Genomic DNA, 20,588 nt, shown 5'->3' with positions numbered 1-20,588 from the left:
CGGCCGATCGGTACTCCCGCTCCTCATCTCGAAACGCGTAGCCATCCCTTCGATCCAGCGTGCAGCCTCAATGCTGCCTCATCAGGAATTGCGGACATGAACTCTCAATCTCGTCGCACGATGATCACCGCCGGAGCGCTGGGCGCTGCGGCACTTGCGCTACCGCTGAAGGCGCAGGCCGCCGCCAGTTCGGCGACCGCCTCCACCCAGTTCGTCGACGTTGGCGGACGCCGCCTCGCCTATCGATCCGTCGGCACGGGCAAGCCGCTGGTCCTGTGCAACCGTTTTCGAGGCGTCCTCGATCTTTGGGATCCCGCCTTCATCGACGGATTGGCCGCTCAGGGCTTTCAGGTCGTAACCTTCGACTATTCAGGTCTCGGCCAGTCGACTGGCGAAAAATCCTACAATCCGATGTCGCTCGCGAAGGATGGTAAGGATCTCATCGAGGCACTCGGCCTCAAGGACGTCGCGATCGGTGGATGGTCGATCGGTGGGATCGCCGCGCAGATCTTGCTGGCAATGACCGGGCCGATGGCAACTCATGTGGTTCTGTTGGCCACGACACCTCCGGGCCCGCTGGTCAAGACGGGCGAACAACTCTTCTATGATACCGCGGCAATCCCCGGCATCGCATTGGAGCAGTTCACGACTGTGTTCTTCGAACCTGCGGACGCAGGCAGCCGGGCGGCTTCAAAGCGCTCGTTCGATCGCATCATGGCGCGAAAGAAAGACCGCAGCCCCGACGTTCCGGCCGACTGGGCCATGGCGCAGATCGGCAACACGCCGCGTAACCCGGTGTTTCCATCAGACCAGATTTTGCAGCTCTTGAAGACGACGTCGGTTCCGATCCTGCACCTGGGAGCCGACCACGACATCGTGTTCCCGATCGAGAACTGGTATGCGTTGAATCGACAGCTGCCGACCCTTCATCTGATCACCTATGCGCGAGCCGGGCACGGGCCGCATCATCAATATCCGGACGAGGCTTCCGCCCAAATCGGCGCTTTCATCAAGGCCACCAGCAAGGGCTGAACATCTTCGAGGGCGCGGAGCGAGGGGCAGTTGGACAAAAGAGATAACCGCTAACTGCTCCCTCTCTTCCGCGGCAGACCTTGCGAGCAGAGCATAATGTTCGCGGCTCTTCTTTGCTATGTCGACCGGACGCAGGTGGAAAGTATCCGCGGCAAATTAGACGACGACTGCTTCGGCGAAATAGGCCACTCCGAGCCATTCGGCGATCAACGCGGGTTTTTGCGCCCCCTCGATCTCAACAGAGACCTCCAACTTGGTGGCCACCTCCTTCGGATTGCGAGCCGTCATATCCAGAAGTTTGAATCTGGCCCGCACCCGACCTCCGGATCGTACGGCGGACACAAATCGTATCCTGTCGAAACCATAGTTGACCGCCATGACTCTCCCCGAAAGCTTCGGAAGCGCGTCAAACGCCATCGGCGCAAGCAAAGAAAGCGTCAGGAAGCCGTGAGCGACGGTTCCGGCAAACGGCGTCTCGGCGGCCTTCACCGGATCTATGTGGATGAATTGCCAATCCTCCGTAATGTCGGCGAATTGGTCGATGCGAGATTGGTCAATCTCGAACCAGCGTGACACGCCGACCTCCTTGCCCACCATTGCCGCATATTCCTTCGGCGAAATGTCAGGCAGGCTCGATCCTTTCATTGCCCTCTTCCTCGTTAGAGACCGATGATTTATTCCGCGTGAGCCGAGTCTGCGCCGCACCGACCATCGGCTCTCCTCTGATGAGGTCGACTGTCCGGCGCCGACGAGCGTCTCAACTTCAGCCGATGGCTTCGCCGCGACGACAACGTCTGAGATGGACGGACCTTGCTCAGAGCCGGTTCAGCGCCACCTCGGACCTTCACTTCCAGGAGCACTCCTTGCGAAGTTGGGGCACTCAGATGAAGGTCACATCTTCAGCAGGTGACCCGGCATACAATTCCTCAACGCTATGCGCTCGGTGGCCGAGTACAGCCCGCTGATTTACATAGGCCTTGTCGGTGATTTCACCAGCGGCAAGCGACGGAAGCTCCTTCAGCAACTTGAATGAGCGGATTCGTTCGCTGCTTCCGACTGTTTCGTTGTGTGCCCGAAAGCACTCTCTCAGGAATGCCAGCACGCCTGGATCTCGCTCGAGATCGCCAACGGGCGCGGAGGCGTGTTGTTTGGCTTGGCTGGGATTTAGCCAGGCGAGAACCGCGCATTGGTCCCGGTTTTCGCCCGCAATGACGACGTCCTGAAGAACGCCACGCGTTGCGCCCAGGATGGTCGCCCTGAGGTTCCCGACAACCACCCAGGTCCCGTTCGTGAGCTTGAAGTTTTCGGAAAGACGTCCCGTGAATCTCAATCCGAGATGCGGCTGCTTCGGATCGAGGAAAGCCACGGTGTCTCCGACCCGGTAGTAGCCCTCCTCGTCGAATGCACTTTCCGTGAGATCGGATCTGCCGAAGTATCCCGGCGTGACGTTCGGCCCCTTTACGCGAACCTCGTAACTGTCTCCCGCAGGCAGCAACTTGAGCCTGAGACCAGGTCCAGGAAGGCCGACCTCTCCCGGTTCCTCGGTGGCCCAGTGCGTCGTGCTGATCGTTGGCGCCGTTTCGGTCGTGCCGTACCCAGACATGACGGGAATGCGGCGGCCGGTCGCACGCAATGACAGGTCATAGAGCTTGTCCAGTGTGGACTGCGGAATTGCCGCTCCGGCGTAGGTCATTCGCTCCATGCGGTTGAAGAATGTATTTCTGAAATGCTCGTCCGCTTCGAGAACATCACACAGGAGCGTGTAGCCGCCGGGCACGTTGAACATCGCTGTGGGGAAAATTTCCCTCAGGTTGGCGACGGTCTTATGGAAGAGTTGCGGGACGGGGCGTCCGTCGTCGATGTAGAGCGTCCCCCCATTCTTCAGGGTGCCCTGCAGAATGACATTGCCCCCCATCGTGTGATGCCAGGGCAACCACTCGACCTGAACCGGAGCTTGGTTTGCCGGCGCCAGCAGACTGCCCATTTCGAGGGCGCATGCCATCATGCGATGCGTGTTGATGACGCCCTTCGGCAGGCCGGTCGAGCCCGACGTGAACAGAATTTTTGCGATGGCGTCACGATCGAGGTTTCCGAACCGCCGCTGAAACTCCGAGGTTGGTCGTCCCTCGTACAGGGCCTCAAGCGGCAGAAGCCCGTCGGATCCACCGCATGCGATCCAAGTCGCCTCCTCCAGCCCACTAACTGATCGGGCTGCCGCAAAGGCGCTGCCGTCCTGGACGAATACAAATGATGGCTTGAGCAGCCGAGCGATGTCCGTCAAGCGGGACAGCCCGCCCGGCATCAATGTATAGTTGGGCGAAATGGGAGCGACGGCCATCCCGATCGACATGGCCGCGAACATGACGATTGCATGCTCGATCGAATTCCCGGAGAGAATTGCAATCCTGTCGCCCGGCTGAGCTCCGCGATCGATCAACCCCTGACCTACGGACTGAGTCCGTAGCCACATCTGCCGATACGATATCTTTTGCCACCCGGCAGCTTCGCGTTGCGCCAGAAAGACGCGATCGGGCTCCTGCATCGCCCATACGGGTAGAAAGTCGGTGACCGACCAGCTCGGCTCGACGAAGTTGATCGGCGACCTCAGGATGAGGCTTCCATCGGGATGCGCTTCGATACTGACCTCGCGTGGAGCGAAGTTGACGTCAGACGTGGCGCGCGCGGCAACATTCGTCGTCATGGATTTCCTCCGCTCCCATTCACGAGCGACTTGAACACTCTGCAATTTGCTCGCCTTCCGTTCGGCCGGTCTATCCGATTGAAATAGACGAGCTTTGTACCGACCGTACGGCCCACCGCATCCCCTGGCCGCCGGGCTGACACGCGCTAAGCGGCCATCCGGAGAATCTTAACGATGTCTTCGGGGCCTTTGATCGGACGCGGGTTTGCGCGCGTGAAAACCGAAAGCATCGCGTTCCGTCCGATCAGATCGAATTTGTCCTCGGTCACGCCAACTTCAGACAATCGACGCGGGAGCTCCAACTGTCGTATAAATTCGGCGAAGGTCTCGCTTGCTTTCGCCCCCGGCACTCCCCAAGCTTCGGCGAGCTTGTCTTGTGCTCCAGCCGTATCCGGGCGATTGAACTCCAGCACGCTGGGCATCATAACCGCGGTGCAAAAGTAATGCGGCACATCGCATGTACCGCCAAGCACGTGTCCGATAGCATGGCTCGCCCCCATCGGAACCCGACACTGCAGCCCGAAGGCGGACAGCCACGACCCGAGTTGGCAGGATTGCCGGGCCTCAAGATCGTCCGGATTCATTTTTGTCGCGAGCAGCCCGTCATAGAGATAGCGCAGTCCTCGCAGGCAAACGCTTTCGACGAGGGGATCGCCTCTCGGCGAGCAGACGGCTTCGATCCCGTGGTCCATCGCGCGCGTTCCGGAGCCGAGCCACAAGTTTTGGGGCGTGTGAACCGTAATCGCGGGATCGAGGATGATCGAACGAGGCATCATCAAGGGATGGTGAAAGATCTGCTTCAGTTTCCGCCGTGTATCGGTAACGAGGCTACCGGCGTTGTATTCGCCGCCGGACAATGTACTCGGGATGGCGATCATCCTGACGCGCGGGGCTCGAAACGGACCAGGGCGCGGGCCCTCCGGGGTCGAGACTACTTCAAACCCGTCGAGGCCGCCCTCATCGGTGATCTTGTGCTCAATGCACATCAGAACGATTTTTGCCGCGTCGACGACAGAACCACCGCCGACGGCCACGATCAGGTCGGCGCCCGCCCCGACCGCCCTTGCGGCTGCAGCTACGGCAGACGTACGGGTGGTGTGCTGCGGGACCCCATCAAACGTCCCCGCATACCTAGAACCTAATGCTTTGCGGATCTTTTCGATCTCGTCGGTTTTCGTATTCAACGTATGGCTGGCAATCAGAAACACCCTGTGCGCGTTGAGCCGCTCCGCCTCCTCGGCCAGCGCTTGCCCGGCAGGCTTTCCGAAGATCACCTGATCCATCGGGGGATATTGATGAAGTCCAACCTTGATCATGGGCTCTCTCCTAAAAAGAGGTTGTCGTCGCACCAACCGGGAGTTGGCTGTTTCCTCCCGATCAGTCAGGCGGGCTGCCCGATGACGTTCAGATGTGGAGCGCGGCGCCAACACCGCGAACGACGACGGACCGCTCGCCCTGGATCTACCAGGGTTCGCGGTACGGTCGCACTTCCGAGAGGAAAGACCACGCCGAGCGGTCCTGATGCGCGATGTGGTAGATTTCCTCGGCGATCGCCGCGGGTTTGATGAAGAACTCGTCGGGCGCGTCCTTCATTCGCTCCCGCTGCCATGGCACGTCAATGACCGCATCGATGACCAGATAAGCCACGTGAATCCCTTGCGGGCCGAGGTCGCGCGCGATCGACTCGGCGAGGATACGCTGGGCTGCCTTCGTCGGCGCAAAACCCGCGAAGTTCGCCTTTCCTCGCAGAGCCGACGTGTTGCCCGTTACGAGGAGCGCTCCGCCGCCAGCCGCTATCATTGGGGGCGCGACGTGCCGCGCGAGATGGAGCAGTGCCATCACGTTCGTCTCGAAATTGGCTCGGAGAACCTCGGGACCTACCTCCTGAAACTTTCCGAACGCCCCGCCAACCGCGTTATGGACAACGACCTTCGGCGGGCCGGACCGCCGGTCGATCTCGTCGAGCACCCGCGCGAGCGCTGCCGAGTCCGAGACGTCACACGCCATCGGAATACTCGACGGAATCTCCGCCGATAGCGCGTCCAGGCGCGCCTTGTCGCGCGCGAGCATCGCGACGCGATACCCTCCGGCCGCGAACCGCCTGACGATAGCAGAGCCGGTACCAGGTCCGACTCCGGTGACAATTGCCAGCGGCTGCGCATCAATCTTGCTCATGCTGCCCTCAGTTCTTCGCGAATGAATTCAAGGCGGTCATTGTCGAAAAACATTTCGTCGTTCACGATGAAAGTCGGCGCGCCGAAGATGCCACGCGCTCCCGCTGCTTCATTTCTCTGCGTCAACCGATCATCCAATTCGCTGCTATCGACACTGGAAGCAACTTGGGGGTCACGTATTCCGGAAGCTTCAAGGATCCGCACCAGATCCCCGGCTGTGCTCAGCGGCAAGCCATGTCGCCAGAACGCCGGAAAGATCGCCGCAACGACCTCCTTGGCGAGACCGCAATCTTCCGCCGCGCGCAGCGGCCTGCGGCCGTCGATCGATTTTATGTCCTTATGCCGGCTCAGCGGTACGCCGTATCTCTTCGCCCAGCGCTGTAGATCTGCGCCGGCGTATTTGCCTTTGGCCGGACAGGTCAAGGTCGTCGGCGTGTTACCGCCCTGCTTCATGGCTGCGACGATATCTACAGGATGGTAGCTCAGCTCAGCATCCAGCGTGCCGAGCTGAGAGTGGGCGAGATAGGAATAAGGACTGCGAAAGTCGAAATAGAAGTCGATGCTGGTCATTGCGCTCGTCATCCAACTCCCCGGCAGAAGCAGCGGAGCCTGCCAAGACGGAATGTTAAGACGCCTTGAGTCTGGGCCAGACGAATTCGACCGCCCCGGTCGCCTTGAGCTTGCCGCCCCCTGATGCGCGGACAACCTCCAAATTCCAAAAATTGGGGTCGAGCGCCCATTTTCCCTCCTGAAACAGTGGCTTCGGCGCAGACGACAGCCATCAGTCTCTTCTTGTGATTGACCCGACTTTAGCTGCCACAGAACGCTCGTCAATTCCTTTTTAGAATTGATATTCGATCCAATCGAGCGCCCGGTCGTTCTAATCCCTCCAAGCGATGGTCGACTGTCCGATCGACCGGCATCCTTCGTGGACTCTGCGGAAAATAATAGCTACCGCGCCTTAGCGCGAGGCCGGCCAAGCAGGCTTCAAGGCAATTTCGCTCTTTTCTGGCCCGACCATTAAGTTCTAAATTCGAACTGATGCGACGGACAGATGGAGAGACCAACATGAGCGTTGCGCAGTTCATTCGCAGTGAGGTGGAGTCCAACGAGATCGTCCTGTTCATGAAAGGTACGCCCTCGTCGCCGGCCTGCGGGTTCTCGGCGCAGGTAGTTCGCATCCTCGATCATCTGGGAGTTTCGTTCAAATCGCACAACATCTACGAGTCGGAGGAGTTGCGGCAGGGTATCAAGGACTACTCGGACTGGCCGACCATTCCACGGCTGTATGTACGGGGCGAATTCGTAGGTGGCTGCGATATCGTGACGGAGATGTTCCGGTCTGGAGAGCTGCAGGCCATTCTCTCGGAGCCGCAGGAAGCGGCGCGATCATGAACCACGGCTGGGCTCTCTGTCGATGGCCTACCCCGTCATCAGAGGGCGCCGATGTCGCGAAAACACATGAGCGTCCGCGCAATGTTTGGTCATTTGCCGTGTGATGTGCAGGGCCAAGCGCTATCGAGGATGGAGCAGCGCCTGGTGGCAGTCTCAGCATTCTTTCGTTGCATCAATCGCAGGTCGCTTCCCAGTCGGAATGACACTCGACGCATCTGAGGAGACGAAAATTGACCATTGAGGATCATCCGACGGTAAAGGCCTTTCGGTCGCGCAGCCTGGCCCGGACCGACGCGGCGCCGCTGTCGGCGGAGCTCGTCAAGAGGATCGCGATGAGCTGTGGAGCGGACGATGTCGGGCTGGTCGAGATTGGCCGTCCGGCAATCAGTCCCCAAGTCGACTACATCCGAAAGGTCTATGGCCGCACGAAGTCCTTGATGGCGATCGCATGTCATATGAATCGCGAGCCGGTACGCTCTCCCACTCGCTCGGTGGCTAATGAGGAATTTCATGGAACCTATGACCATGTGAACGAGACTTCGCGCGCAATTGTCCGCGCCCTGGCGGAGCACGGCATCGCGGCCTGCAATTCGGTTGCCGCATTTCCCATGGAGATGGACCAGGCACGCATCATGATGGTGCAGCACAAGCCGGTCGCCGTCGAGGCCGGGCTGGGTCGCATGGGGATTCATCGCAACATCATCCACCCGAAATTTGGCAGCTTCATCCTGCTTGGAACGATCTTGCTGGCGGACGAGATCGATGCCTATGACCAGCCGATCGACTATAATCCTTGCTTGGAATGCCGACTATGTGTCGGAGCTTGCCCCGTCGGCGCGATAAAGCACGATGGGTACTTCGATTTTCAGACCTGCTTCACGCACAACTACCACGATTTTCTCGGAAACTTTACCAAATGGGTCGAAGAGGTTGCGGACTCGCGTGATGCGAAGGACTACAGGTCCCGCGTGAGCCCTTCCGAGACTCAGAGCATTTGGCAATCTCTCTCATTCAAGCCCGGGTACAAGGCTGCATATTGCGTATCGGTCTGCCCGGCTGGCGAGGATGTAATCGGACCATATCTTGATGACCGGGTGTCCTATGTGAATGATGTGGTCAAACCTCTGCTCGAGAAAGAAGAGACGCTGTTCGTGATTCCTGGATCGGACGCCGAGGAGAGTGCGCCACGACGGTTCCCGAATAAGACGATCCGGCATGTGCGCGCAGGACGTCCGATCGGAAGCGTTCAGGCGTACCTCTTTACACTGAGGCTCGGCTTCCAGCGTGGAAAGGCAAAGAAGCTCGATCTGGTCACTCATTGGACCTTTACGGGAAAAACTCCGTTCCAAGGGACAGTGCGCATCAACGACAAGATTCTGGATGTAACGCCCGGAACCCATGCCGGCGACGCCCGGCTTTCGATCACGGCCGATAGCGAGGCATGGCTCCGAGTGCTTAGCCGCGATCTCGAGCTTGCGGAGGCGATCGAGTCGCGGCTCATCGTTCCAAGCGATGCAGATCTGTTCGCCGCCTATATGCGCTGCTTTCCATTCTAGGGCTTTCAGGTCCGGAGTTTTGAGCGAGGCAAAGCCGCTATGCCTGCAAGACACGGGTCGGGTTCAGATCCTTCACTTCGCGGTGCTGCAGATGGTTTGGCGTCCCCCTCTCGAAGCGCCACGCCTCCTTTTCAATGACCTTCCTGAATGTGGTGGCCGGCCGGCCGAGCAGCTTCTCGACGTCCTGCGTTACCTCGGCAATATACCGATCACCGCCATTTTGCATGCACAGGTTTTCCAGATGCAACGCAGGATGCTCAGCGATATGAGGCATGAGCTTACGCATACGTTGCCGAAACTCTTCCATCGTCGTCGGCAGGTATTCGATCTTTCGACCGAGCGCCGCCGAGTAATCCTCGGCAAACCCGTACATGTCCTTTCGTTCCGGCCCCGTCAACTCGTAGGACTTCCCAGCGTGGCCGGCTGGGTCAGCTAACACCTCAATACAGACATCAGCGACGTCGGCCGTTGCCACCGGCGCGGTCTTTCCCAGGCCGAATGGCAGACGGATCGTGCCGTCCTCCTTGATGGTCATAGCCGGCACCCACAGTGTGATTGGGTTCTCGACGAACATCGCCGCCTGGATATGAACGATCGGCAGGCCTGACCAATCGAGGGCTCGCTCGCCCGCCCAATGCGCCCTTTGCTGGGGCGACCACTGGACGTCCACGCCCAGCACGGCGATGCGCTCCGCGTCCGGCGCCGACATGGTCTCGAGCGTCATGTGACATTGCTCATAGTCCGACATGTTGACGAATATCTCGGTGCCTCCTTCCTTCTTGGCCGCTGCGGCCATTAAGATGGTGGCATCGGCGTAGGACGGGTTCAGGCTCATGCTGAAATAGATGCGCCGCACACCCTTGACGGCCTGCGTGACGTCACGCGGATTTAGGAGATCGCCCACGAACACCTCGGCTCCCATGTCGCGCAAACTCTGCGCCCGCTCGTCATTTTTCCGCACGAACGCACGGACGGGAAGGCCGCGGTGCAGCAGGCCGCGAACAATGGTTCGGCCAACCGAGCCGGTTTGTCCACCGGCGCTCGTCACCAGAATTGGCGCCTTGCTCTTCATACTCGTGTCCTCCCTGATCTCGATCGTTTACTTGGTCTGATTATCTGAAAGCCGGACGAGACAAGCTCAGCGCTCTTGTTGAGGTACGAGCGCGAGCGCATTTGCTGCATGAATGCCAGCCGCAAGTATCGCATCCGACATCGACGAGTCTTCGGCGGCACGAGCAAGCTGGAGAGAGCCGACGAGTACAGCGAAAATTCCGATTGCGGCCTCTTGCGCGGCGCGGCTGGACGTTTTCCGCGGCAATCGCCTCTTTAGCTGCTCGAATATTTCGCGCAATCTAGCTGTGTAGGCCTTTCGGACGGATCGAGGTTGGCGACCGATCTCTGGAAGCAGTGCAGCCGAGGCGCATCCAACGTCCGGCCGATCGCGATGCTCCGCAGACAGGTAAGACCGGATCAGCGTGCTCAGTTCCCCGGGGACAACGTCGGCTTCGCTCAGTCGCCGCAACTGCTCGTCCAGCGCCCGCTCAAGCCCTTCCCGAACGAGATCGCTTTTCGAGCCGAAGTGAGAATAGAAGCCGCCATTCGTAAGGCCCGCCTCGGACATAATTCCCGTCATTCCAGTCGCCGCAATGCCTTGGCGCCGGAATTTCCTTGCGGCGACCTTCAGTATCCGCTCGTGCGAACTATCCTTGTGCCCCTTGGCATACCGCATGCAGGCCCTCCGAACGAACAGCCTATTGTATGATGTAAATCATGTGATATGTATACCTTAATCTAACCTAGGGTTCAACTGCGTCAACGGAGAGCTTCTGTGCGACAGGACGGAAAAGTGGCGATTGTGACCGGGGCTTCGACGGGAATCGGGCTGTCCTCCGCAAGAGCATTGCGCGAGGCGGGATTCCGGGTGTTCGGGACCAGCCGACGAGCTGCCGCGAGCGATCCTGAGATGCTAAGCTGCGATGTGACGGACGACGCCTCGGTGAAAGCGGCCGTCGACAAGGTACTGGCTGCGACCGGCAGGATCGATGTTCTGGTGAACAACGCAGGCTTCGGCTTGCTGGGCGGGGCCGAAGAATCCTCGGCCGATCAGGCCAAGGCCTTGTTCGACGTGAACGTCTTCGGAGTGATGCGCATGACAAATGCGGTCCTCCCGACCATGCGAGATCGAAAAGCCGGACGGATCATCAACATTAGTTCGGTCTTGGGATTGATACCTGCGCCGTTTTCCGCCCTCTATTCTTCTACGAAGCATGCCATCGAGGGTTACTCCGAATCTCTCGACCACGAAGTGCGGATCTTTGGCGTTCGCGTTTGCCTGCTTGAGCCGGCCTATACCCGCACCTCGTTTGAGCAGAACATGGTGCTTCCGGACCGGAACCTGAAGGAATATGTGTCGGCGCGAACCCGAGCCAGCGCGCTGCTACGCGATGTGATGAATACAGCCGAGAGTCCCGAGGTTGTTGCCGAGAAGGTGATTTTGGCCGCGACAACGCCATCACCTCGTCGGCGATACACCTGCGGAAAGGTTGCGCGCCAGGTGAGCATCCTTCGTCGTTTTGTGCCTGAAGGAATGTTCGACAAAAGCCTTCGCAAGCAGATGGGGCTGCCGGGGTGATCCCGTCGAAACAGTCGATCGCGAGCGATTTCCACGATCGCCGCGACAGGATGTTTGAACCTCCCGATCAACAACTTCGCGCGAACGCCTTGCAACCGCATTCCGGAGGCTAAATGCCGTCGCTGTTTGACCCCGTAACTATTGGCGATCTGCATCTGCCGAACCGGGTCATCATGGCCCCGCTGACCAGGCTACGCGCAGGCCAGAGCCGGATCCCCAATGCGATCATGGCGGAGTATTACGCGCAGAGGGCTTCGGCGGGTCTGATCATCACAGAAGGTGTTCCTGTTTCGCCTCAGGCAGTGGGCTATGCCGGCGTTCCCGGCATTTGGTCGGCAGACCACGTCGAGGGCTGGAAAGCCGTTACACGCGCGGTGAAGGCACGTGGGGGGCGGATTTTCATGCAGATCTGGCACGTCGGCCGGATCTCCGATCCAATATTCCTGGATGGTCAGGCGCCGGTCGGCCCCAGCCCGATCGCCGCGAAAGGCAACGTCAGCCTTGTCCGTCCGGAACGGGCTTTCAGCGTGCCGCGCCCGCTTACGACAGAAGAAGTCTTGGAGGTTGTCGAAGCATTTCGCAATGCTGCCAAGTTTGCCCAGATAGCTGGCTTCGATGGCGTGGAGCTACACGGCGCGAATGGGTATTTGCTGGACCAATTCCTCCAAGATAGCTCCAACCAAAGGACGGATCGGTACGGAGGCTCAATCGAAAGCCGCGCCAGGCTCTTGCTCGAGGCCACAGATGCTGCAGTGTCGGTATGGGGACCCGACCGGGTGGGAATGCATCTTGCGCCTCGGGCTGACGTGCATTCCATGGGCGACTCCGACCGTGCCTCGACGTTCGGATACGTGGCAGCTGAACTCGGACGGCGCGGCATCGCCTTCATCTGCGCTCGCGAGCGCTTGGGACCCGACAGCTTGGGACCGTCTCTCAAGGCCGCCTTCGGCGGAAAGTATATTGCAAATGAAGGTTTCACTGCGGAAACCGCCCAGGCGGTTCTCGATGCGGGTTGGGCCGATGCGGTTGCCTTCGGAAAGGCATTCATTGCCAATCCGGATCTGCCTAAGCGCTTGGCGCTCGGCGCGCCGCTCAATCAGCCCCGCCCCGAAACTTTCTACGGTCCGGATGCCCACGGTTATACCGACTATCCTACACTACCGAAATCTCCGGAGAACGTGGGGCGCGAAGATCCGGCGAAAACATAGGAGCGGGCCTCACCGAGCACCTCGGTGTGGAACAGAGGCGCCATCACGATCATTTTTTTTGAACTAAGCTCCTGGCCGCGCGGTCGGACCGTCGAGCACCAAGTTCACCAATGATCTCTCGACCGGCCCCAAGAATATGGTCAGAAGCCGCTTTGCTGTTGACAGCACGGGCGAGCAGAATTGAACCTACCATGGTCGAGATGATGCCTGTGGCGATCTGGCGTGCCTCTTGAGAAGAAGCGCCGGAATTTAGCTCAGCTAGGACGTCGACCATTTGATCCAGCTTACGCTCAAAGCTCCGGCGTGCCCGCGCTTCTGATCGCCCGATGTCGGCGGCGAGCGCCGGAAGCGCGCAACCGTGCGTGGGATCGTCACGGTGGCGAGGACTGAGGTAATCGGCAACGATCGCATCAACGCACGTCGGGACAGCGCTCCCATTCGTCAGCCGCTTCCAGCGCTCGATAGTCTGATCCATTGCAAAGCCGGTTGCTTCAGCAACGAGAGCCGCACGGGACGCGAAATAGTTATAGAAGCCGCCATGTGTCAGACCGACGAGCTGCATAAAATCGACAACGCTGAGCGCTTCGGCACCTTTCTTGCGCAGACCGTAGGAGGCATTCTCGACGATCCGGTCGCGGGTCTGACGCTTATGATCTTTCACGTAACGCATCGTGCTTCATCCGATTTGCAGAAGATCTGCTGGGCGGCTCATCAGACACCAAACGCCCCATGGCCGGCCGCTCCGATTCCAGCCGACATCTAAGCATCGGCGCCGGCGTTTCAGTCCTGGATTTTGCGCCATGCCTCCCCGCAACATTTCATTGCAAGATGAGCCAAATTATATGATTATTGTCATACAAACAACACCGCTTGTCGGGGAGATTTCACCATGTCCGCAGTCACCGATCCCGTTGTCATTCTTTCGGCCGTACGCACGCCTTTGGGACGTTTCATGGGTGAGTTGTCGCCGCTCTCGGCACATAAGCTCGGCTCTCACGCGATCGCGGCAGCGCTGGAGCGTGCCAAGCTCGCGCCGGAGCGGATCGACGAGGTCTTCATGGGTAACGTGCTGCCGGCCGGCCAGGGGCAGGCGCCGGCCCGCCAGGCTGCGCGCGGCGCCAGACTGCCTGATGCGACCGGGGCCACCACGATCAACAAGGTTTGCGGCTCCGGCATGAAGGCGACCATGCTCGGCCACGACATCATCAATGCGGGCTCTGCCGCCATCGTGCTGTCCGGTGGCATGGAGAGCATGAGCAACGCGCCATATCTGCTGGCAAAGGCGCGCGCCGGCTATCGGGCCGGCCACGACCGGATCATCGACCACATGTTGATGGACGGCCTGGAAGATGCCTATGAGACCGGCCGTTCGATGGGTGACTTCGGCGAGGCCACGGCCGAAGCCTATCAGTTCACCCGCAAGGACCAAGACGCCTATGCGATGGAGACGCTGATCCGAGCACGCAAGGCCGTGGAAAGCGGCGCGTTCAAGGCCGAAATCGCACCGATCACTCTGGCCGAAAAAGCAGGGCCGCGCGTCATCGCCAATGACGAGCATCCGCTGAAGGTAGACCCTGCCAAGATCCCAGGCTTGAAGGCGGCGTTCCGCGCCAACGGCACCATCACGCCTGCCGCCTCCTCGGCGAACGCGGACGGAGCCGCCGCCCTGATCCTGGCGAAGCGCTCGCTCGTCGATCGCGAGGGACTGCCGGCGCTGGCGGAAATCAGGGGCCACGCCACCCATAGCCAAGAACCGCAATGGTTCACCACCGCGCCGATCCCGGCGATCCGCAAGCTCCTGGACAAGGTCGGCTGGAGCGTCGGCGACGTCGACCTGTTTGAAATCAACGAAGCCTTTGCGGTGGTGGCGATGGCCGCGCAGAAGGACCTCGGCATTCCCCGCGAAAAGCTCAACGTCCATGGTGGCGCCTGCGCGCTCGGCCACCCGATCGGCGCCACCGGCGCGCGATTGATCGTGACGCTGCTGCATGCGCTGGAAGCGCAGAACCTCAAACGCGGCGTCGCCGCACTCTGCATCGGCGGCGGTGAAGCCACTGCAATCGCCGTCCAGCGCATCGTTCGCTAGTCGAGGCCAGCTCGCAAAAAGAACTTGGCAAGCGGCCCACATGGTGTCGCTTGCCGATTTTCTATCGGGAAGCTCACCCCCGGTCCACCTTCTGCAATCCGAATCATCGCTGGTCGAACTTGGCGAGCCGCCACCGAACAAGGTCGTCAGCCCCTGGTCCGGCCAACGGCCGGACATCCCTCATGCGCACCAATTCTCCCGACTTGTCATCGACAAGAGCGAGCTTAACCGGACGTCCGCTGTTCTTGTTGATGAATTTGAGCGGCGGACCCGCATCCCCCGTAATCGCCCACTTGTCCCCGACCTGGGCAAGCGCCTGGATCACCAGGATAATGTCCCTGCCCTTTCGGGTCAGAAGGTATTCGTAGCGTTCAGGGCCGGTCTGATACCGACGCCGCTCGAGCAGTTCATTTTCTTCGAGATGCTTGAGCCGATCGGACAGGGTGGCATGTGTGACGCCGGTCGACTTCCTCAACTCGTCATATCTGCTCAATCCCAGTGACAGATCGCGCAGGATGAGCATGGCCCAGCGGTCACCGACAGCGTTCAATACGCCGGCGATCGAGCACGCCATTCCTTCAAAGCCCTTCGAGCGCATCATCCCTCCTAACAACACTTCTCAGCAGAATAATCATGCTCGGGACGCCATCCAAGCGCCAAGCCGCGAACATCGACAAGAAATGTCTTGCATTTTTGTCACTCTTATTATTAGAGTGACTATTGGATAACAAAAACCGCGCGCCGATCCCAGGAGGATAAATGCCCGACCCTCACAGCCGGCACTTGGTGACATTCGAGATAAACGGATCGCGCAAGACGGTTTTCGTTGAAGCGCGAAAGTTGCTGGTCCATCTGATCCGGGAGGATCTTGGCCTCACCGGCACCCATGTCGGCTGCGACACCTCCCAATGCGGTGCCTGCACCGTCGAAATCGATGGACTGGCGGTCAAATCCTGCACGGTACTGGCCGTGACGGCGGACGGCGCGTCGATCACCACGGTCGAGGGATTGACCGATCCCGGTGGCGAACTCAGCGCTGTTCAGGCCGCCTTTCACGAACATCACGCGCTGCAATGCGGCTTCTGTACGCCGGGCATGGTGATGAGCGTACGGCAGCTCCTGAGGGATCATCCCAATCCCGGCGAGCACGACATCCGCCATGGACTTGCCGGCAATATCTGCCGCTGCACCGGCTATCACAACATTGTCCGCGCCGTTGAAAGCCTCGCAGCGAAGGAGCAGCAGCCTTGAACGACACGCCTGCGATCCGCCATATCGGTCGGCCCTTAAAGCGGCGCGAAGATTTCAAGCTGCTCGCTGGCAAGGGCCGCTACGTCGATGACGTCAGGCTGCCGGGCATGCTGCACATGGCGGTACTGCGATCGCCGCACGCCCACGCCGAGATTAGAAGCGTCGATCTCTCTGCAGCAAAAGCCGCACCAGGGGTTCGCTTGGTCCTTTCCGGGATGGCGCTCGCCGGCAAGATTGGCCCGATTGTTCCGAACTGGGTTCTTCCGGGCAGCAAGGTGCCGTTCCGCCCTGTAGTCGCGACCGACCGCGTCCGCTTTGTCGGCGAATGCGTAGCGCTGGTAGTGGCGGAAACGTTGGCCGAAGCCTACGACGCCGTCGGGCTGATCGACGTCGGTTACGAAGTGCTGCCTGCCGTGATCGACGAAGAGACCGCAATCCGGCAGGACGTGCCGCAACTTCATGACAACGTTCCCGGCAACATCACTACGATCTACAAGGTGCGTGGCGGCGACTACCAGAAGGCCGCCCACGAGGCCGATCAGGTCATCGGACTGCGCGTCGTCAACAACCGCCTGATCCCGACCTGCATGGAAACGCGCGCGATCGTTGCCACGCCGGAGCCAGACGGGACGCTGACGGTCTATATTGGCAGCCAAGTTCCGCACATGCACCGGCGCTGGATCGCCGAGACGGTTCGTATTCCCGAGCATCAGTTGCGGGTGATCGCGCCTGATATCGGAGGTGGGTTTGGCGCCAAAATGCACCTCTACCCTGAAGACTTGCTCTGCCCCTATCTCGCACGCGAGCTCGGCGTGCCAGTCAAATGGTGGGAAAGCCGCTCCGAAAGCCATCAATCGACCAGCCACGGTCGCGCGCACACGGAGAATATCGAGATCGCGTTCAAAAACGACGGCAATATCCTGGGCCTGAAAGTCGAAACCCTTGGTAATGTCGGCGCCTATCTGTCGAACATGGCGAGCGGCGGTCCCACCGTGAACACCGTCAACTTCGGTACCGGAACCTATAAGATCGATAACTACGAGGCGATATCCCGAGTCGTTGTCACCAATACGGTGCCGGTGGATGCCTATCGCGGCTATGGACGGCCAGAGGGCGCCTATATCGCCGAGCGGGCGATCGATGCGGTCGCGCGTCACCTTCATCTCGACCAAGTCGAGGTGCGGCGGAAGAATTTCGTTCAAGCAGCGGAATTTCCGTATCGACCGTATGGCAGCACGGGCGTGATGTACGACAGCGGTAATTATCAGGGACTGCTCGACAAGGCGCTTGCCGCCTTCGACTACGAAGGGCGCCGAAAGGAATGTGATGCCTTGCGTGCCAACGGTGTCTATCGCGGCGTCGGCATCGCCGCCTATACGCATATGTGTGGCATGGCGCCGTCGCGGCGGCTGGCGCTCAGCGGATTTGATCGCGGCGGCTGGGAAAGTGCGCGGGTCAGCATCGATTCCAGCGGCCGGGCGACGATCTATTCAGGCTCGATGAACCAGGGTCAGGGCCATATCACGTCGCTGTCGCAGATTGCCGCGGACGTGCTGCAGATTCCCGTTGAGGACATCGACATCGTGCAGGGGGACACGCGGCAAGTGCAGGCCGGCCACGGCACGTTCAATTCCCGCTCGATGGCGGTCGGCGGATCCAGTGTGCATGTATGCTCGCAGCGCGTCGTGGCCAAAGCAAAGAAGATCGCGGCGAGCATGCTGGAAGTGGATGAGAAGGACGTTTCCTATTCCGCCGGTGCGTTCAGCGTGCCTGGCACGGATATCGCGCCGTTAACGTTCTCGAAGGTGGCCCGCATGGCTTATGTCGGCCACAAGCTGCCGGATGGCGTTACACCGGGCCTGGACGAAACGGAGTTTTACGACCCAACCGGTATGGGCTCGCCGTCAGGCGTCCACCTCACCTACGTCGAGGTCGATCCTGAGACTGGCATCGTCGACATTCTCGACTATGTCGCGGTTGACGACGTCGGCACCCTGATCAATCCACGTCTCGCGGCGGGCCAGATTCATGGTGGCGTCGTGCAGGGCATCGCGCAGGCGCTCTATGAAGAGGTCAGCTACGATCCAGACAATGGACAACTCCTGACCGGCTCGCTGCTCGACTATGCCGTTCCGCGCGCCGAGCACGTGCCGAACATCCGCTCGCAGTTCCAGGAGACGCCCTCGCCGACCAATCCGATTGGCGTCAAGGGCATCGGCGAGAGTGGCTCGATCGCGGCGCCCCCCTGCATGGTCCACGCCGTACTCGATGCGTTGTCACCGTTCGGTATCAAACATCTCGATATGCCGCTGACGCCGCCGCGAATCTGGAAGGCGGTACAAGAGGCGAGCTCGGGAGAACTCCAATGATCCCGGCAGCCTTCAACTATGTCCGCGCGGCTTCGCTCGCCCAGGCCATCGATCTGCTACGGGAAGATCCCGACGGAACGAAGCTCCTGGCCGGTGGCCATACCTTGCTTCCGGCCCTGAAGCTGCGGCTGGCGTCGCCCGAACTTCTGATCGATATCGGAGGCATCACCGAGCTCAAGGGCATCGAGATCGGCAAAGCCGGAGTCAGGATCGGCGCGCTGACGCGGCATGCCGACCTGCTTGCATCAGAGACGCTGTTCGAGGAATTGCCCATCTTTCGCCAGGCGGCGAGTCTGATAGCCGATCCCCAGGTGCGTAACCGTGGCACGATCGGCGGCTCGCTTGCGAATGCCGATCCGGCAGCTGACTGGCCGGCGGTCGTCGTCGCGCTGAAGGCAGAGATCGAGATCGCTGGCGCGAACGGCCACAGACGGGTCGCGGCGCAGGATTTCTTTGTCGATATCTTTTCTACTGTGCTGGAACCGGACGAGGTTCTCACCAGCATTCATATCCCGCGGCCGACAGCCGGCATGCGCTTCATATACCGAAAGATCCGGCATCCCGCGAGCGGCTTTGCTGTCGTGGGCATTGCGGTCGGCGTGCGCATGCGAGACGGCGTGGTGGCCGAGGTCTCCCTCGGCGTGACAGGCGCGGCGAACCACGCTTTCGCCGGCCAGGCCGCTGCCGATTTCCTGACCGGAAAGACATTGTCGCGGGAGAATATCGACCAGGCGGCCACATTGCTGAGCGAGACCACCGAATGCCTCTCGGATCGCTACGCTTCGGCGGAGTATCGGGCGAATCTGATCCGGACCGAGACCAGACGCGCGCTACTTGCGCTTTCCTCGTGAGACGGAATCCGTGATGCGCCGAGTCGTCGTTACGGGATTGGGATTGGTATCGCCGGTGGGTTGCGGCAGCGAGCTGGCGTGGTCACGGCTGCTCGCGGCCCGTTCGGGGCTTGCCGCCCTTCCCGAGTGGGCGGCGGCCCTGCCGGCGCGGGTCGCAGGAATGGTGCCGACAAGGGCCAAAGATCAAGAGGGCGGATTCGATCCGGATCTGACCGTCGCGCCTAAGGATCAGCGAAGGATGGATCGCTTCATCCTGTTCGCGCTTGCCGCCGCGGCCGAGGCCATTGCCCAGGCGGAATGGACTCCGTCCGACGCGCATTCGCTTGAGCGCACGGCGACAGTGATCGCTTCCGGCATCGGAGGCTTTCCGGCGATCGTGGAAGCGGTCCGCACCACAGACCAGCGCGGGGTCCGGCGTCTCTCGCCTTTCACCGTGCCGTCCTTTCTCGCAAATCTCGCGGCTGGCCACATCTCGATCCGCTACGGCTTCAAGGGTCCCATCGGCGCGCCGGTCACCGCCTGCGCCGCGAGCGTGCAGGCAATCGGCGATGCCGCACGCCTGATCCGATCTGGAGAAGCCGACGCCGCGGTTTGCGGCGGTTCGGAAGCCTGCATCGATCTCGTGAGCCTGGGCGGGTTCGCCGCTGCGCGTGCGCTTTCGACCGGCTTCAATGAAACGCCCGCCCGCGCTTCCCGTCCCTTCGACCGTGATCGCGACGGCTTTGTCATGGGCGAAGGCGCGGGCGTCCTGGTCATAGAAGAGCTGGAGCATGCGATCCGCCGCGGCGCAAAGCCGATTGCGGAAATCGTCGGCTACGGAACGACGGCAGATGCGTACCACATCACGTCAGGGCCCGAGGACGGCGACGGTGCGCGCCGCGCCATGGAAGGCGCATTGCGGCAGGCCGGCCTCAAACCCGGTGACGTCCAGCACCTCAACGCGCATTCCACGTCAACGCCAGTTGGCGATGTTTCCGAACTGGAGGCGATCAAGGCGGTCTTCGGCCGCGAGGGGCAGATTGCCGTGAGTGCCACCAAATCCGCAACTGGCCATCTGCTCGGAGCGGCCGGCGGAGCGGAAGCAATCTTCACGATTCTGGCGCTGCGCGATCAAGTCGCGCCACCTACTCTCAATCTCGAAACTTGCGATGCCGCCGCGGCAGGTGTCGACCTTGTCGCCGGTCAGGCCCGGCCCATGACGATGGAGCATGCGATCTCCAACGGTTTCGGCTTTGGAGGCGTCAACGCGAGCATCATTTTTCGGCGCTGGCAGTAGAGCGGGGTTCAGCTCCGGTAAAAGCGGAGCGGGCCACGGCTGCTGCGTTCTCCCGGC

Annotated in this window: 19 protein-coding genes; 10 read left to right on the top strand and 9 right to left on the bottom strand. The window is 60.6% G+C overall.

Going from position 1 to position 20,588, the window contains the following annotated elements; all coding sequences use genetic code 11:
• Positions 1-96 precede the first annotated feature (96 nt).
• On the top strand, positions 97-1,032 hold the full coding sequence (locus QX041_RS22510; RefSeq protein ID WP_316166543.1) for an alpha/beta hydrolase: 936 nt from the start codon (positions 97-99) through the stop codon (positions 1,030-1,032).
• 156 nt (positions 1,033-1,188) lie between these two features.
• Here the strand turns inward: QX041_RS22510 and QX041_RS22505 are convergent, their stop codons facing one another.
• From QX041_RS22505 to QX041_RS22485, 5 genes are all read right to left on the bottom strand, one after another.
• Positions 1,189-1,677, bottom strand: coding sequence for a MaoC family dehydratase (locus QX041_RS22505; protein WP_315714227.1), 489 nt, complete (start codon positions 1,675-1,677; stop codon positions 1,189-1,191).
• Positions 1,678-1,912: 235 nt separating this feature from the next.
• Entirely contained in the window at positions 1,913-3,733 is a 1,821-nt protein-coding gene (locus tag QX041_RS22500; RefSeq protein WP_315714226.1) for an AMP-binding protein, read from the bottom strand.
• Positions 3,734-3,879: 146 nt separating this feature from the next.
• A complete protein-coding gene (locus QX041_RS22495) occupies positions 3,880-5,049 on the bottom strand; it encodes an iron-containing alcohol dehydrogenase (RefSeq protein WP_315714225.1) in 1,170 nt (389 codons plus the stop codon).
• A gap of 145 nt (positions 5,050-5,194) precedes the next feature.
• A complete protein-coding gene (locus QX041_RS22490) occupies positions 5,195-5,908 on the bottom strand; it encodes an SDR family NAD(P)-dependent oxidoreductase (protein ID WP_315714224.1) in 714 nt (237 codons plus the stop codon).
• On the bottom strand, positions 5,905-6,477 hold the full coding sequence (locus QX041_RS22485; RefSeq protein WP_315714223.1) for a 2-hydroxychromene-2-carboxylate isomerase: 573 nt from the start codon (positions 6,475-6,477) through the stop codon (positions 5,905-5,907). Before QX041_RS22485 ends, QX041_RS22490 begins: the two co-directional genes overlap by 4 nt.
• Positions 6,478-6,975: 498 nt before the next feature.
• Here QX041_RS22485 and grxD point away from each other — a divergent pair, with 498 nt between their 5' ends.
• Complete coding sequence (grxD, locus tag QX041_RS22480) at positions 6,976-7,302, top strand: Grx4 family monothiol glutaredoxin (RefSeq protein WP_316166542.1); 327 nt, start codon at positions 6,976-6,978, stop codon at positions 7,300-7,302.
• A 230-nt stretch (positions 7,303-7,532) separates the two neighbouring features.
• Positions 7,533-8,858 carry a 4Fe-4S binding protein gene (locus tag QX041_RS22475; RefSeq protein ID WP_315714221.1) on the top strand — a complete coding sequence of 442 codons (1,326 nt, stop codon included), beginning with the start codon at positions 7,533-7,535 and terminating at the stop codon, positions 8,856-8,858.
• Between the two features lie 37 nt (positions 8,859-8,895).
• On the opposite strand, the gene QX041_RS22470 is transcribed toward QX041_RS22475, so the two are convergent.
• Complete coding sequence (locus QX041_RS22470) at positions 8,896-9,930, bottom strand: NAD(P)H-binding protein (RefSeq protein WP_315714220.1); 1,035 nt, start codon at positions 9,928-9,930, stop codon at positions 8,896-8,898.
• Positions 9,931-9,996: 66 nt separating this feature from the next.
• The gene (locus QX041_RS22465) at positions 9,997-10,587 is read right to left on the bottom strand and encodes a TetR/AcrR family transcriptional regulator (RefSeq protein WP_315714219.1); all 591 of its coding nucleotides are present in this window, start codon (positions 10,585-10,587) and stop codon (positions 9,997-9,999) included.
• Between the two features lie 117 nt (positions 10,588-10,704).
• Between QX041_RS22465 and QX041_RS22460 the strand changes: the two genes are divergently transcribed.
• Both QX041_RS22460 and QX041_RS22455 read left to right on the top strand, forming a co-directional pair.
• Positions 10,705-11,490, top strand: coding sequence for an oxidoreductase (locus tag QX041_RS22460; protein WP_315714218.1), 786 nt, complete (start codon positions 10,705-10,707; stop codon positions 11,488-11,490).
• A gap of 113 nt (positions 11,491-11,603) precedes the next feature.
• Positions 11,604-12,698 carry an alkene reductase gene (locus tag QX041_RS22455; protein ID WP_315714217.1) on the top strand — a complete coding sequence of 365 codons (1,095 nt, stop codon included), beginning with the start codon at positions 11,604-11,606 and terminating at the stop codon, positions 12,696-12,698.
• Positions 12,699-12,747: 49 nt separating this feature from the next.
• Here the strand turns inward: QX041_RS22455 and QX041_RS22450 are convergent, their stop codons facing one another.
• The gene (locus QX041_RS22450) at positions 12,748-13,368 is read right to left on the bottom strand and encodes a TetR/AcrR family transcriptional regulator (protein WP_315714216.1); all 621 of its coding nucleotides are present in this window, start codon (positions 13,366-13,368) and stop codon (positions 12,748-12,750) included.
• A gap of 219 nt (positions 13,369-13,587) precedes the next feature.
• Here QX041_RS22450 and QX041_RS22445 point away from each other — a divergent pair, with 219 nt between their 5' ends.
• Positions 13,588-14,784: an acetyl-CoA C-acyltransferase gene (locus QX041_RS22445; RefSeq protein ID WP_315714215.1), complete on the top strand. Its 1,197-nt coding sequence runs from the start codon at positions 13,588-13,590 to the stop codon at positions 14,782-14,784.
• 103 nt (positions 14,785-14,887) lie between these two features.
• Here QX041_RS22445 and QX041_RS22440 read toward each other — a convergent pair whose 3' ends face one another.
• Positions 14,888-15,382 (bottom strand): helix-turn-helix domain-containing protein, encoded by a 495-nt coding sequence (locus tag QX041_RS22440; protein WP_315714214.1) that lies wholly within the window; start codon positions 15,380-15,382, stop codon positions 14,888-14,890.
• Between the two features lie 161 nt (positions 15,383-15,543).
• Between QX041_RS22440 and QX041_RS22435 the strand changes: the two genes are divergently transcribed.
• The 4 genes from QX041_RS22435 to fabF are packed head-to-tail and all read left to right on the top strand — an operon-like array spanning position 15,544 to position 20,531.
• On the top strand, positions 15,544-16,035 hold the full coding sequence (locus tag QX041_RS22435) for a (2Fe-2S)-binding protein (protein ID WP_315714213.1): 492 nt from the start codon (positions 15,544-15,546) through the stop codon (positions 16,033-16,035).
• Positions 16,032-18,404 carry a xanthine dehydrogenase family protein molybdopterin-binding subunit gene (locus QX041_RS22430; RefSeq protein WP_315714212.1) on the top strand — a complete coding sequence of 791 codons (2,373 nt, stop codon included), beginning with the start codon at positions 16,032-16,034 and terminating at the stop codon, positions 18,402-18,404. The genes QX041_RS22435 and QX041_RS22430 overlap by 4 nt, the downstream gene beginning before the upstream one ends.
• Positions 18,401-19,255 (top strand): xanthine dehydrogenase family protein subunit M, encoded by an 855-nt coding sequence (locus QX041_RS22425; RefSeq protein WP_315714211.1) that lies wholly within the window; start codon positions 18,401-18,403, stop codon positions 19,253-19,255. The genes QX041_RS22430 and QX041_RS22425 overlap by 4 nt, the downstream gene beginning before the upstream one ends.
• Before the next feature lie 13 nt (positions 19,256-19,268).
• Positions 19,269-20,531, top strand: coding sequence for a beta-ketoacyl-ACP synthase II (fabF, locus tag QX041_RS22420; RefSeq protein ID WP_315714210.1), 1,263 nt, complete (start codon positions 19,269-19,271; stop codon positions 20,529-20,531).
• The last annotated feature ends 57 nt before the right edge of the window (positions 20,532-20,588 follow it).

The sequence above is a fragment of the Bradyrhizobium sp. SZCCHNRI2009 genome, assembly GCF_032485115.1.
In the GTDB taxonomy this organism is placed as follows: domain Bacteria; phylum Pseudomonadota; class Alphaproteobacteria; order Rhizobiales; family Xanthobacteraceae; genus Bradyrhizobium.
Note: the sequence above shows the minus strand (reverse complement) of the source record. Positions and strands in the feature narration are given on the sequence as shown.